At 60.9% G+C, this 13,312-nt stretch carries 12 protein-coding genes and 1 tRNA gene; 6 read left to right on the top strand and 7 right to left on the bottom strand.

Going from position 1 to position 13,312, the window contains the following annotated elements; translation table 11 throughout:
* Positions 1-60: 60 nt before the first annotated feature.
* Genes PXH66_RS12185 through pdxA form a run of 4 tightly spaced genes read left to right on the top strand, consistent with a single transcriptional unit; the run spans position 61 to position 4,728 of the window.
* On the top strand, positions 61-858 hold the full coding sequence (locus tag PXH66_RS12185; protein WP_330931768.1) for a cytochrome c oxidase assembly protein: 798 nt from the start codon (positions 61-63) through the stop codon (positions 856-858).
* Positions 859-900: 42 nt separating this feature from the next.
* Complete coding sequence (locus tag PXH66_RS12190) at positions 901-2,697, top strand: SLC13 family permease (protein WP_330931769.1); 1,797 nt, start codon at positions 901-903, stop codon at positions 2,695-2,697.
* Positions 2,698-2,701: 4 nt separating this feature from the next.
* On the top strand, positions 2,702-3,697 hold the full coding sequence (locus tag PXH66_RS12195) for a four-carbon acid sugar kinase family protein (protein ID WP_330931770.1): 996 nt from the start codon (positions 2,702-2,704) through the stop codon (positions 3,695-3,697).
* Entirely contained in the window at positions 3,694-4,728 is a 1,035-nt protein-coding gene (gene pdxA / locus PXH66_RS12200; protein ID WP_330931771.1) for a 4-hydroxythreonine-4-phosphate dehydrogenase PdxA, read from the top strand. The genes PXH66_RS12195 and pdxA overlap by 4 nt, the downstream gene beginning before the upstream one ends.
* Before the next feature lie 24 nt (positions 4,729-4,752).
* Here pdxA and PXH66_RS12205 read toward each other — a convergent pair whose 3' ends face one another.
* The 3 genes from PXH66_RS12205 to PXH66_RS12215 all read right to left on the bottom strand — a co-directional run bounded on the left by PXH66_RS12205 (position 4,753) and on the right by PXH66_RS12215 (position 7,237).
* Positions 4,753-5,241: an MEKHLA domain-containing protein gene (locus PXH66_RS12205; protein ID WP_330931772.1), complete on the bottom strand. Its 489-nt coding sequence runs from the start codon at positions 5,239-5,241 to the stop codon at positions 4,753-4,755.
* Between the two features lie 137 nt (positions 5,242-5,378).
* Positions 5,379-6,353, bottom strand: a complete 975-nt coding sequence (gene cysK, locus PXH66_RS12210; RefSeq protein ID WP_330931773.1) for a cysteine synthase A — start codon at positions 6,351-6,353, stop codon at positions 5,379-5,381.
* A gap of 104 nt (positions 6,354-6,457) precedes the next feature.
* Positions 6,458-7,237 (bottom strand): MBL fold metallo-hydrolase, encoded by a 780-nt coding sequence (locus tag PXH66_RS12215; protein WP_330932014.1) that lies wholly within the window; start codon positions 7,235-7,237, stop codon positions 6,458-6,460.
* Between the two features lie 102 nt (positions 7,238-7,339).
* On the opposite strand from PXH66_RS12215, the gene PXH66_RS12220 reads away from it, so the two are divergent.
* Complete coding sequence (locus PXH66_RS12220) at positions 7,340-7,963, top strand: YdcF family protein (RefSeq protein ID WP_330931776.1); 624 nt, start codon at positions 7,340-7,342, stop codon at positions 7,961-7,963.
* Positions 7,964-8,153: 190 nt separating this feature from the next.
* On the opposite strand, the gene groL is transcribed toward PXH66_RS12220, so the two are convergent.
* The 3 genes from groL to dnaK form a co-directional block, all read right to left on the bottom strand.
* Positions 8,154-9,803, bottom strand: a complete 1,650-nt coding sequence (groL, locus tag PXH66_RS12225) for a chaperonin GroEL (protein WP_330931777.1) — start codon at positions 9,801-9,803, stop codon at positions 8,154-8,156.
* Positions 9,804-9,847: 44 nt separating this feature from the next.
* Positions 9,848-10,144, bottom strand: coding sequence for a co-chaperone GroES (locus PXH66_RS12230; protein WP_330931778.1), 297 nt, complete (start codon positions 10,142-10,144; stop codon positions 9,848-9,850).
* A 95-nt stretch (positions 10,145-10,239) separates the two neighbouring features.
* On the bottom strand, positions 10,240-12,204 hold the full coding sequence (dnaK, locus tag PXH66_RS12235) for a molecular chaperone DnaK (RefSeq protein ID WP_330931779.1): 1,965 nt from the start codon (positions 12,202-12,204) through the stop codon (positions 10,240-10,242).
* A 222-nt stretch (positions 12,205-12,426) separates the two neighbouring features.
* On the opposite strand from dnaK, the gene PXH66_RS12240 reads away from it, so the two are divergent.
* Positions 12,427-13,101, top strand: a complete 675-nt coding sequence (locus PXH66_RS12240) for an LON peptidase substrate-binding domain-containing protein (RefSeq protein ID WP_330931780.1) — start codon at positions 12,427-12,429, stop codon at positions 13,099-13,101.
* A gap of 57 nt (positions 13,102-13,158) precedes the next feature.
* On the opposite strand, the gene PXH66_RS12245 is transcribed toward PXH66_RS12240, so the two are convergent.
* Positions 13,159-13,234, bottom strand: a tRNA-Thr gene (locus PXH66_RS12245).
* Positions 13,235-13,312 lie beyond the last annotated feature (78 nt).

Here is a 13,312-nt window from a genome sequence, read left to right on the forward strand (position 1 = left end):
CGCCGATCGCGCTGACCGTGCCTGCAATCGATATCTCGTCCCCCTCCCTCCTCCATTCTCATGATCGACTGGCGACACTGGCATAATGAGCCCTATCTCATCGGCGGCTTGGTCTTGCTGGCGTGGACCTACGCGGTCCTGACGGGCCCCCTGCGGGAGCGTCTGACCCCGGGGACAACCGTTCCCCGGTGGCGCCAGGTCTGCTATTACAGCTCGCTGGTGATGTTTTATTTGGCGGTGGGATCGCCGTTCGACCAAATGGGCGAACGTTTCCTGTTCTCCGCGCACATGGCCCAACATGTGATCCTGATCTACCCCTGCGCCATCCTGTGGACGATCGGACTTCCTCCCGCGCTGGTTGATGCCGTCGTGGATCGTCCGGTGCTGCGTCCTCTGGGTCGATTTTTCACCCATCCCGTGGTGGCGGGTATCCTCTACGTGATGATCCAGAGTCTGTGGCACGTGCCGGCGCTCTACGATTTGGCGCTGCAGGATCGCCTCGTTCATGTGCTGGAGCATGTGACCTTTTTCGCTTCCGCCGTCCTGTTTTGGTGGCCGGTCCTGTCCGGCGCGCGCGTCTGGCCGCCCATGCGTTTGGCCGGGCAAATGCTTTATCTGTTTGCAGTCGCCGTGGGCCTCACGCCGCTGTTCGCCTTTGTCACCTTTTCACCGGATGTCCTCTACCCCACTTACGAATTTGCCCCCCGCCTTATCGACGGGTTCACCCCCATGGATGATCAACTCCTCGCCGGAGCCATCATGAAATTGGGCAATGTCGTCGTGACGTTCCTCGGCTTGACCTTCGTTTTTACGCGTTGGTATCGCCGCAGCGAGCGTTCCAATCTGGTCGCAAATTAAGCTGGGAGGGCCCTGTCCGGCTCCGTAGCTTCCTCCTCACCCATGACTTGGGACATCGTCCTCATATTCATCCTGCTAGCACTCACGCTGGCCAGCTTCGTGTGGGAGAAATTCCCGCCCGATGTCACGGCGATGTCGTTGTTCGCGGTGCTCATGCTCACCGGTTTGCTGCCAGCGGATGAGGCGTTGAGCGTATTTTCGAATCCGGCGCCCATCACCGTCGGTGCCATGTTCGTATTAAGCGCGGCCTTGGTGAAATGCGGACTGATCGATCGTGTTTCCGGTTTGGTCGACCGCGCCGGGACGTTGCCCTACCCCATCGTCATTCTGGTCATGGTGGCGTTCGTCGCGACGTTATCCGCGTTCATAAACAACACCCCGGTGGTGGTGGTATTTCTGCCGGTCGTGCTGGGACTGGCGCGCAAGATGAATCTCGCACCGTCCAAGCTGCTGATCCCGCTGTCCTACGCGGCGGTCCTGGGCGGCACCTGCACCTTGGTGGGCACCAGCACCAACTTGATCGTCAACGGTATCGCCACCGCCCACGGCGAACGCTCTTTCTCGCTGTTTGAACTGGCCTGGTTGGGCGTGCCGACCGCCATCATGGGCGGCATCTATCTCGCCATTGTGGGCAAACGCGTGCTGCCGGTGCGCGAGATGTTGACCGATATTCTGACCGACGAAGAACGCCGGGAGTATATCACGGAAGCATTCGTGCAGCCGGAATCGGCGTTGGTCGGCAAAACCATCGCGGACTCCGGCCTCAAAAGCGCCCGCGGTGTGCGCGTGTTGGAGATCGTGCGCAACGGCATCGCCATTCCTTTCAGTCGCACCGAAACGCAGTTGCACGCGGGCGACCGCATGATTCTCTCCTGCCGTCCGCACGGCATCGCGCACACGCGCAGCATGGAGGGCCTCGACCTGGTCTCCGACATGAAGCTCGGACTCGAACAAATCGCCGCCCACGAGGGTTCGTTGGTAGAAGCGGTCGTGACCCCACAGTCTTCCTTGGTCGGCCATTCGGTGCGCGACGTGAATTTCCGTCAGCGGTTCCGGTTGATTGCCATCGCGCTCCATCGCAAGGGCCGCAACGTGCGCGAGGCCATCGAAACCCTGCCCATCGAGCCCGGTGACGTTTTGCTCATGATGGGCACCGACCAGGCCATCGATCGCCTGCGCAACAGCGACGATCTGATGCTGTTCGACCGCGCGCGCACTCCGGCCAAATCCACCACCGGCAAGATGATGATCGTCATCGGCGTGATCGCCGCGGTGATCAGCGCCGCCACGTTTGGACTCGCCCCCATCGAAACCGCGGCCGTGACCGGCTGCGTCGTGCTCCTCGCGGCCGGGATTATCAAGTCGAAGGAAGCCTACGCCGCGGTCGAGTGGAACCTGATCTTCCTGATCTTTGGCATGCTCGGCATGGGCCTCGCCCTCGAACGCACCGGGGCCGCCGCCTGGCTGGCGACCACGCTGGTCGAGGGAGTCAACTTGGTGGGCACGACCGACCACCGGGCGATCATTGCGCTCGCGACCATCTACCTCACCACGATGGTGCTCACGGAGATTCTTTCCAACAACGCGATCGCCGCCCTGATGGCTCCGATCGCATTGCGGGTCGCCGCCGAGCTCGGAGTCGATCCGCGTCCTTTCATCGTCGCGGTCACGTTCGCCGCCTCGGCGGCGTTCTCCACTCCCATTGGTTATCAGACCAACACCTACGTGTATGGTGTGGGCGGATACCGCTTTACCGATTTCCTCAAAATCGGTCTGCCCATGAACGCCCTGTGTTTCACCGTGGCGGTGACGGTCATTCCGCGCATCTGGCCGTTCTGAGGTGATGCCAACGCGGGTGGTCATTGCCGACGACTTCACGGGCGCGGCCGAAATCGCCGGGATCGCGCATCGGCATGGTCATCTGGTGAAACTGCACGCGACGACGACCGTGACCCCGGCCATGGATGCGGACGTGCTTGTCATCGATACCGGCAATCGCAGTCGCTCCTCCGCCGAGGCGACCAGCGTCATGCGCGCGTTAGGGCGATCGCTGGCCGAGATGCAGCCCCAGCCCGTGGTTTTTCAAAAGATCGACTCGTTGCTCCGCGGACATATCGGGCTGGAGACATCCGCCTTGGCTCACGCGCTGGGCAAGACCTCGGTATTGCTCCTGCCCGCCAACCCGAGTCACCAACGTTTCATCCGGAACGGCGAATACTTCGTTGGCATCACCAAACTCCACGAGTCCTCGCTGGCAGAGGGCCGGAGCGACTCCTCAGTCCTTCTACCCATCGATCAGGCAACCTCCGTGCCCGATGTCGCTTCGCTGGAGGACCTGCGTCGCGCGCTTTATCGCCCGCTACCGCTAACCCACCTCGCGGGCGCCGCCGATGCGTTTACAGTTTGGCTGGGCGAACCCGTCTCTGCTCCCCCGCCCGCATCGACCAAACTCGGTCCGACGACGATTATCATCAATGGTAGCGCCGCTGTGCTCGCGCCGGAACGTGATCAATTCGCGCAACACGGCATTCCGGTTATTCCACCGGAGACGCTCTGTTGCGACGGAAACGGCCCGGCTGCCACCTACGTCGGGGCCCATTTGAAAAACCTGCTGCCGCGCATCCTCCCATCCCCCGATCAACATCTCGCTCTGACCGGCGGTGCCACGGCCGCGGCGGTGCTGCGTCATCTCGGCCTGTCCTGCTTTACCGTCAGCGCGGAACATGCCCCAGGCGTGGTCACGCTGTTGCCAGGGACGACCGATCATGGCCCCGTGACGGTGAAACCCGGCAGCTATTGCTGGCCTGACTCCTTTCTCGACGCGATCACCCGACCATGACTTCCGCTATTCGACCGCTCCTTGGCATCACCAGCGGTGACCCCGCCGGTATCGGTCCGGAAATCACCGTCAAGGCCCTGCAACAACCCGAGGTCCATGCGCACTGCCGACCGCTGGTCATTGGGGATGCGGGCGTGATGCGCCAAATTGCCGCCACGATTGATCGCGATCTGATCATCCACGTCGTATCCGATCCCCGCAATGGTCGCTACGAGCGCGGCACCATCGATGTGCTGGATCTCGGCAACGTCGATCCCGCGAAGTTTCGCTACAACACCGTCGCGGCGATGACCGGGCAGGCCTCGTTCGACTACGTGGTCAAGGCCATCGAACTGGCCATGGCGGGGCAGATCGACGCGACCGTCACCGGCCCGATTCACAAGGAAGCTCTCCGGGCCGCCGGCCAGAACTTCGCCGGTCACACCGAAATTTATGCGCACTACACGCGCACTCGCGACTACACCATGATGCTCGCCGAAGGTGGGTTTCGCGTGGTGCACGTGTCCACCCACGTCGCCTTGGCCGAAGCCATTCGCCGGGTAACGACCGAGCGGGTCCTCAAAGTCATTCACCTCGCCCACGACGCCCTGCGCCAAATGGCTATCGAGGCTCCCCGCATCGCCGTCGCGGGACTCAATCCCCACGCCGGGGAAAACGGTCTGTTCGGACGCGAAGAGATTGATCACATCATGCCGGCCATTGCCGCCGCGCAAGCGGCGGGCATCGACGCCACCGGTCCATTTCCGCCCGACACCATCTTTCCCAAAATGAAGGGCGGGCAATTCGACGTCGTGGTGTGCATGTATCACGATCAAGGCCACATCCCGACCAAGTTGCTGGGGTTTGACTACGATCACGCCTCGGGAGAATGGAAGTCCATGGCCGGGGTAAATATCACGCTCGGTCTGCCCATCATTCGCGTCTCCGTGGACCACGGCGTGGCTTTCGACCGGGCCGGTCAGGGCACCGCCAATCCCGGCAGTATGATCGAGGCCATCAGCTACGCCACTCGCCTCGCGCAGCAAAGTTAGCGCGGGTTCGTTGCAACCGCCGTATCATTCCAGCGGCGTCCAGTTCGCGAACGTTGCCGCCTGCCCCGTCACCTCACCTCGTTCATCCACCACGTTCCACACCGTGGCGCGTTCGATGTTGAACCGCCGCCCCGTCGAAGAGATCCGCACGCCGCGGTAATCATCGATAAAGCCCCGCTGCGTCACCTCCGCCATTAATCGTGCGCGCTCCTCGCGACTCACGGGCTCGGCCGAAAATCGCGAAGGGAGTTTCGTGATTTCCGCCCAATTCAGCTCAAATAATCGCTGCGCCGTGCGATTGGCATAGTTGAAAATCGGGTCCGCGGCCGTGTCATGGGACAGCAAAACGAACGGTGCGTGGTAAAGCGCCTCCGCCCACGCCGCCGGGCCGCCGGTCGAATTCCATACCACTCCCGACCGTAAATCTCGTCCCGTCAGACGGGTGTAGCTCTCGCTCAACCGGGCGACATGCACGGCCAGAAACTCATTGGCGGCAGTAGGTTCGGGTTTCATGGCATGAGTAAACTCCTGCGGCACCGCCCTTCCAAACCAAAGTCCCGGCTCCCGACCTTTTCAGGCCAAGAGCCGGGACCGGCTTGGGGTTAGGAAGCCCTCACAGTCCATAAGACTGCCGGGGGAGTTGTAGAAGATCAGCTTTTGAGCAGGTCGTCCAGCGAATCACTGTCCGTATTCACATCGGCGAAGAGCCAGGTGGACAAATAACGCTCCGAGCAGGAGGGAATCACCGCGACGATCGTTTTGCCCGCATTCTCCGGACGCTTGGCTATTTCGAGGGCTGCCCAGGTGATCGCCCCCGAGGAGATACCGATCGGAATACCGTCGAGTTGGGAAACTTCCTTCGAGATCGGACCGGAATCGTCTTCCTTCACGGTGATGACCTCGTCGTAGACCTTGGTATTGAGCACCTCGGGCACGAAACCGGCACCGATGCCTTGCAGCTTGTGCGGACCGGGGCTGCCGCCGGAGAGCACCGGGGATGACGCCGGCTCCACCGCGATAATTTTCACCTCGGGCTTCTTGGCTTTGAGCACTTCGCCCACGCCCGTGATGGTGCCGCCCGTGCCGATGCCCGCGACGACGAAATCCACGCCGCCATCGGTGTCTTTCCAGATTTCCTCCGCCGTGGTCTTGCGGTGAATCTCCGGATTGGACGGGTTGGCAAACTGCTGAAGCACCAACGAATTCGGGATCTGTGCGGCGAGTTCCTCCGCCTTGGCGATCGCACCCTTCATGCCCTTGGGGCCTTCGGTGAGCACGAGGCGGGCACCGAGCACTTTGAGGAGTTTGCGGCGTTCCATGCTCATCGTCTCCGGCATGGTGAGAATAATTTTGATACCCTTGGCGGCCGCCACAAAGGCCAACGCGATGCCCGTGTTGCCCGAGGTCGGCTCGATGAGCACAGTGTCTTCGGTGATCTTACCGCTGTCGATGGCGTCTTGAATCATCGCGTAACCGATGCGGTCTTTGACGGAGGCCAGCGGATTGAAGAACTCCAGCTTGAGCAGCACATCGGCGACGGCGCCGTATTTCTTGGCGACGCGGTTGAGGCGCACGAGAGGCGTGTTGCCGATGGTTTCAGTGATGTCGTTGTAGATACGTGCCATGGTGATGAGGGGGGCGGTTTGGGTTAAAAGAGTTATTTGGTTAACTTACCTAAGATATCATGTCTAACGAATTCCCTCCAGTGTCGGCGACGTTTTGACGACGTTTATAAGTCGAGCCGGAGCCCGTCGTAGGCAAACCGCACCGCTGACGGCAACAAGGCCTCCGCCTCCGCGTGGTCGGTGTAGTGGGTCAGATGGGTCAGGTAGGTCAACGGAGCCCCGATTTCCTCGGCGACTGCCGTGGCTTCATCAATCGACATGTGGGAAGGATGCGGCTGTGGCCGCAGTCCATCGAGCACCACGACATCGGAGCCTTTCGCCAGATTCACCGCCGCCTGCGGCACGCGTTTACAATCCGTATAGTAGGTGAACTTCTTGCCACTGCTCCGTTCCGTAAAAACGAGACCCAGGGTATTCACGCCGCCATGTGGCAGCAACGTCGACTCGATCGTGCCCTGCTCCAACTCCAACCGCGCGGGCATTTCGTCCAGTTTAAACGCCGCATAACCCCGCACCAGCGGACGATCCATGATCGCGTAGGGATAGATCGAGAGCACCCGGCTCATGCCTTCGTCGGTGGAGTAAACCTTGATCGCTTCCCCGCCGTGGAGATCACAGAAACGCCGCAAATCATCCATGCCGGTGATGTGGTCGGCGTGACCATGGGTTAGAATGAGAAAATCAATCCAGTTGATCTTCTCCTCCACGCACCGCAGGCGAAACTCGGATGACGCATCGACTTGAATGTGCAACCCGTCCATCACCACATGAATACAGCACCGGGTGCGCTTGTTGCGGGGATCGCTCGACGTGCAAACCGCGCAGTCACACGCGATCATGGGAACGCCTTGCGAGGTGCCGGTGCCTAAAAAAATGACTTCCATGAACGCCCTCCACCGAACCGCGCCAACCTCGCGGTGGAAAGCGCAAATCATCGTAGCCTCACCCGCGACGCCAATTTAGTTTCCGTTCCCCCTGCCCGCCCCATGTCGTTGCCCGCCGCCGAGATCGTTTACCGCTACCTGGCCCCAAGATCGCCGCTCCCCGGCGAACCATGCGACGCGATCATCGGATTCGGCCACTTCGATCTGCGGATCGCCCGGCACTGCGGGCATCTCTGGCAAGCCGGAGCCGCACCGCGCCTCATTTTCACGGGTGGCGTCGGCGCGGGTTCGGCTGATTTGGGCCAACCCGAAGCCACCGCTTTCGCCGCTACTCTACGGGCGGAATTCCCCCTCATTCCAACGGAGGCGCTGCTCATCGAGCCCGACTCCACCAATACGGGTGAAAATGTGCGTTTCACTCTGGAACGGGCTCGCGCCGCCGGATGGGCACTAGACCGCGTCGTCCTCGTCGCAACTCCGTTTCGGCAACGCCGTGTCATGCGCACCTGGCAGGCCCAGGGTCCGGTCGGATCCATCGCGCTCGCCAGCCCCCCGCCTTCCGATTTCGACCAAGACATCGCGCGGTTCGCCGAAAAACAGGAGAACCTCGTCGCCCAACTCCCCGGCGAAATCGATCGCCTAATCAGCTACGCCAATCACGGCTGGATCACCTCCGAAACCGTGCCGGCTGAGGTGCTCACGGCTGCTCATGAGTTGCGACGATAGGACACGGAGGGACGACTTCCACGTCGTCCGCGTTGCCCCATAGGTGGGTGCGTAACTGCGGGGCAACGCGGACCGGGTGGAACTGGTCCCTCCTCTTTTCGATCCCTCGAAGTTTGCCAAAAAAAACGCCCCGCCCCGCGGAGCGGGACGAGGCGTCGTAAGTTTTTCGGATGACCGAGTGAAACAGGGCTTAGTAGCCCATGCCACCCATGCCGCCCATACCGCCCATGTCACCGCCGCCGCCGCCAGCCGGGGCGGGGTTCTTCTCGGGCAGTTCGGTGATCATGCACTCGGTGGTGAGGAGCAGACCGGAGATCGACGCCGCGTTTTGGAGCGCGGTGCGGGTCACCTTGGTCGGGTCGACGACACCGGCCTTGATGAGGTCCTCGTAGACGTCAGTCGCGACGTTGTAGCCGTTGCCACCCTTGCTCTTCAGCACGGTCTGCACGACGACGCCGCCATCAACACCAGCGTTGAAGCAGAGTTGCTTGAGGGGAGCCTCGATCGCACGACGCACGATGGACGCACCGATCTTTTCGTCGCCTTCGAGCTCCGCCTTTTCGATGGCGGCTGCCGTGCGGAGGAGCGCAACACCGCCACCGGGGACGATGCCTTCTTCAACCGCGGCGCGAGTCGCGTGGAGGGCGTCCTCAACGCGGGCCTTCTTCTCCTTCATCTCAACCTCGGTGGAAGCACCGACGTTGATGACGGCGACACCGCCGGCCAACTTGGCGAGGCGCTCCTGGAGCTTCTCGCGATCGTAGTCGGAAGAGGTCTCTTCGATCTGACGACGGATTTGCTTCACGCGGCCTTGGATGTCGGAGGACTTGCCCGCGCCTTCGACGATGGTGGTGTTCTCCTTGTCGACGACGATGCGCTTGGCTTGGCCGAGATCGGACAGCTGCACGTTCTCGAGCTTCACGCCGAGGTCCTCGGTGATGCACTGACCACCGGTGAGGACGGCGATGTCTTCGAGCATGGCCTTACGGCGATCGCCGAAGCCCGGAGCCTTGACGGCGCAGACGTTGAGCGTGCCACGGATCTTGTTGACCACCAGCGCGGCCAGGGCCTCGCCCTCGATGTCTTCAGCGATGAAGAGGAGGGGCTTGCCGGTCTTGGAGACGGCTTGGAGGAGGGGAAGGATGTCCTGCAGGGAGGAGATCTTCTTCTCGTGGATCAGCACGTAGGCGTCTTCGAGGACCGCTTCCAGGTTTTCCTGGTTGGTCGTGAAGTAAGGCGAGAGGTAGCCCTTGTCGAACTGCATGCCTTCCACGACGTCGAGGGAAGTCTGGATCGACTTGGCCTCTTCGACGGTGATGGTGCCGTCCTTGCCGACCTTGTCCATGGCATCGGCGATGATGTCACCGATCTCGGTGTCCCAGTTGGCGGAGACGGTCGCGACCTGGCGGATCTCTTCGCGGTCGTTGACCTTCTTGGAGACCTTGTGGAGCTGGGCGACGGCGGCCTCGACGGCCTTGTCGATGCCACGCTTGAGGAAGATCGGGTTGGAACCCGCGGCGACGTTTTTGAGACCTTCACGGTAGATGGCCTCGGCGAGCACGGTCGCGGTGGTGGTGCCGTCACCGGCGTTGTCGGAGGTCTTGGAAGCGACTTCCTTCACCATCTGGGCGCCCATGTTTTCGTAGGCGTCGGGAAGCTCGACTTCCTTGGCCACGGTCACGCCGTCCTTGGTGACGGTCGGGGAGCCGAATTTCTTGTCGATGACGACGTTGCGGCCTTTGGGACCGAGGGTCACCTTGACGGCGCGGGAGAGGAGCTCGACGCCCTTGAGAATCTTGGAACGAGCGGCCTCATCGAAGAGGAGTTGTTTAGCTGCCATATGTCTTAATTATCTAAATTTTGGGTGTAGTGGTTTTGTGGATATCAAACGATGACACCGAGGATGTCGTCCTCGCGCACCAGCTTGTATTTTTGTCCGTCGACCTTGACCTCGGAACCGCCGTAGGGGCTGAGGAGAACCATGTCGCCGACCTTGACCTCGAAAGCGACGGCGTTGCCGGCGTCATCTTTCTTGCCCGTGCCGAGCGCAATGACCTTGGCCTCTTGTGGCTTTTCCTTGGCGGAATCCGGGATGATGATGCCACCGCGGACTTGTTCTTTTTCCTCGAGATGCTGCACGAGCACGCGATCGCCGATGGGTTTGATACTTACTTTAGCCATATGATTATATGTTAGGGTTGAGAATGAAGAATTGAGGGAGGGTTTGGATTAACGAATCGCCGCCCCGGCGAACCGGGAACGGCGATTCAAAAGGGTTAGCTCTTTTTCTTGTCGTCGTCGTCCATGACTTCGAAGTCGGCATCGACGACATCGCCGTCGACCTTCTTCTCGGACTTGGGAGCGGAGGCTTCGCCTTCAGCACCACCGGCGGCGGCGGCGGCCGCGGCAGCCGGATCGACTCCGGCAGCTTGGGCAGCTTCAGCGGCTTTGGCGTAGAGTTCCTGACCGACCTTGGAGAGGTTCTCCATGGCGGCCTTCATCTTGTCGACGTCGCCGGACTCGAGATCCTTTTTGGCTTCGGCGATGGCCGGCTCGATCTTGCCCTTGATGTCGTCGGGCAGCTTGTCGGCGTTTTCGCTGAGCGTCTTCTCCATCTGGTAGATGGTGGAATCGAGCTGGTTCTTGGTTTCGACGGACTCCTTTTGCTTCTTGTCTTCTTCGGCGTGGAGCTCGGCTTCCTTGGTCATCTTCTCAACCTCGTCGGAGGAGAGGCCAGAGGAACCTTGAATGGTGATCTTCTGCTCCTTGTTGGTGCCCTTATCCTTGGCCGTGACGTGGAGAATGCCGTTCGCATCGATGTCGAAGATGACCTCGATTTGTGGCGTGCCGCGGGGAGCCGGCGGAATACCGTCGAGACGGAAGGTGCCGAGCGACTTGTTGTCCTTGGACATGGGGCGCTCGCCTTGGAGTACGACGATTTCAACCGAGGGCTGATTGTCGGCGTAGGTGGAGAAGGTCTGGGACTTCTTGCTCGGGATCGTCGTGTTGCGCGAGATCATCGGGGTCGAAACCCCTCCGGCGGTCTCGATGCCGAGCGTGAGCGGAGTCACGTCGAGCAAGAGCACGTCACGGACATCGCCGGCGAGCACACCACCTTGGATGGCGGCACCGATGGCGACGACTTCGTCGGGGTTCACGCCTTGGTGCGGCGCCTTGCCGGCGAGTTCGCGGGCGAGTTCGACCACTTTGGGCATGCGGGTCATACCACCCACGAGCACGAGTTCGTCGATGCCGGCGGAATCGAGATCGGCGTCCTTCAAGCAGGCCTTGAACGGAGCGAGCGTGCGGGCGAAGAGCTTGTCGCAAACCTGCTCCATCTTGGAACGGGAGAGCGTGATATTAAGATGCTTCGGGCCGCTGGCGTCGGCGGTGATGAACGGCAGATTGATGTCGGTCGACTGAGCGGACGACAGGGCGATCTTGGCTTTTTCCGCTTCTTCCTTGAGGCGTTGCAGGGCCATCGGGTCGCTGCGCAGGTCAATGCCTTGTTCGGTTTTGAACGAGTCGACGAGCCAGTTGATCAGCGCTTCGTCCCAGTTGTCACCGCCGAGGTGGGTGTCACCGTTGGTCGCCTTGACCTCGAACACGCCGTCGCCGATCTCGAGGATGGAAACGTCGAACGTGCCACCACCCAAGTCATAGACCGCGATCTTCTCGTCGGATTTCTTGTCGAGTCCGTAGGCGAGCGAGGCGGCGGTGGGCTCGTTGATGATACGCAGCACGTCGAGACCCGCGATCTTGCCGGCGTCCTTGGTGGCTTGGCGTTGCGCATCATTAAAGTAGGCGGGAACCGTGATGACGGCCTGCGTGACTTTGTCACCGAGATAGGATTCGGCGTCGGCCTTGAGCTTTTGCAGCACGAAGGCGGCGATTTGCTGGGGCGCGAACTGCTCCGTTTTATCGCCGACTTGCGCCTCAATGTAGGCGTCGTCGTTCTTGCCAGAGACCACCTTATAAGGCAGGTTCTTGGCCTCCTCGCTCACTTCGGAGAACTTGCGACCGATCAGGCGCTTGGCCGAGAAGATCGTGTTGCGCGGGTTCGTCACAGCTTGGCGTTTGGCAGCCTGACCAACCAGACGTTCGCCTGTTTTGGTGAATGCGACGATCGAAGGCGTGGTGCGGGCGCCTTCCGCGTTGGGGATCACCACGGGCTCTCCGCCTTCCATAGCGGCCATACAGGAGTTCGTGGTGCCTAAATCAATACCGAGAATGCGGCTCATGCCGTTGGTTTAGCAGTCACTGTGCCCGCCTCCCGATATAAATACTATCACGCTATTATTCAATATCTTACGATTCTATTCCTTTTCGTGACTCCGCTTCCCCCGCCCTCTAATCGCGCCACGGTGGCACACCTTGTGCCACGATCTCCAGCGCAAGTGTGACACTGACGCACTTCTGCGCCGCGGGCTTGCAGGTCGACTTGAACGAAGTAGGGTCGTGGCGTGGAAACAGAAATAGTGGTGCCCGACGAGATCGCGGTGATGACCCTGCCCGAGGTGGCGTTTTTCCCGCAGGCCCTGATGCCCTTGCACATCTTTGAGCCGCGTTACCGGCAGATGTTGGAGCACGTGCTCGCCTCTCATCGGATTTTTGCGATCGCCGGGCTGCATCCCGCCTCGGATCCGACCGAGGAGCGCGGGCAACGCATCGCCACGGCGGGCATTGTGCGGGCATGCAACCAAAACGAAGACGGCACCTCGAACCTACTGCTGCAAGGCCTCACCCGTGTTGAATGCCTCGACGTCGTGGCGGAGGAACCCTATCGAAAAATTCGGATCAAGGCCCTCACCAGCACGTCGGGCGAAGTCGGCCCCGAAAGCCGCCGCCTGCGCCGCCGGGTCGAACGACTCATTTCGCTAAAACGCCAGCTCGGAGCGGCTATTCCGGAGGGCTTCTCCCAGTTTTTGCGCACAGTGGACGATCCCGAAACCTTTGTGGATCTGGCCGCCTTCACGCTTTGCGACAGCGCCCAACTCAAACAACAGCTTCTGGAAACCCTCGATGTCCGCGAACGGTTGGAGCTCTACGGGCAGGCCCTGCGGACCGAAATCGACACCCTCTCCCTGTATCGGAAGCTGCAAGGCGGTTTGGACGACGACGATATCGCCAACAACTGAGGAGGCCTTCCGCCTCCCCCGCTAATCCTGCCTGTTCGTCGAAGCCGGTGGGGAAACTGGAGCCGCTTATCGGAGTCGAACCGATGACCTACTCATTACGAATGAGTCGCTCTACCAACTGAGCTAAAGCGGCAAATAGTTAATGAATAACGTATTATGACTTGTATACTAAGTCCGTTATTCACGGAACCACGAGGGAGACGAACAATGA

Source organism: Synoicihabitans lomoniglobus, from assembly GCF_029023725.1.
Classification (GTDB): Bacteria; Verrucomicrobiota; Verrucomicrobiia; order Opitutales; family Opitutaceae; genus Actomonas; species Actomonas lomonigloba.

Coding starts and splice junctions, on each gene's coding strand:
- PXH66_RS12185 (WP_330931768.1), top strand. CDS start 61: ATGATCGACTGGCGACACTGGCATAATGAGCCCTATCTCATCGGCGGC.
- PXH66_RS12190 (WP_330931769.1), top strand. CDS start 901: ATGACTTGGGACATCGTCCTCATATTCATCCTGCTAGCACTCACGCTG.
- PXH66_RS12195 (WP_330931770.1), top strand. CDS start 2,702: ATGCCAACGCGGGTGGTCATTGCCGACGACTTCACGGGCGCGGCCGAA.
- pdxA (WP_330931771.1), top strand. CDS start 3,694: ATGACTTCCGCTATTCGACCGCTCCTTGGCATCACCAGCGGTGACCCC.
- PXH66_RS12205 (WP_330931772.1), bottom strand. CDS start 5,241: ATGAAACCCGAACCTACTGCCGCCAATGAGTTTCTGGCCGTGCATGTC.
- cysK (WP_330931773.1), bottom strand. CDS start 6,353: ATGGCACGTATCTACAACGACATCACTGAAACCATCGGCAACACGCCT.
- PXH66_RS12215 (WP_330932014.1), bottom strand. CDS start 7,237: ATGGAAGTCATTTTTTTAGGCACCGGCACCTCGCAAGGCGTTCCCATG.
- PXH66_RS12220 (WP_330931776.1), top strand. CDS start 7,340: ATGTCGTTGCCCGCCGCCGAGATCGTTTACCGCTACCTGGCCCCAAGA.
- groL (WP_330931777.1), bottom strand. CDS start 9,803: ATGGCAGCTAAACAACTCCTCTTCGATGAGGCCGCTCGTTCCAAGATT.
- PXH66_RS12230 (WP_330931778.1), bottom strand. CDS start 10,144: ATGGCTAAAGTAAGTATCAAACCCATCGGCGATCGCGTGCTCGTGCAG.
- dnaK (WP_330931779.1), bottom strand. CDS start 12,204: ATGAGCCGCATTCTCGGTATTGATTTAGGCACCACGAACTCCTGTATG.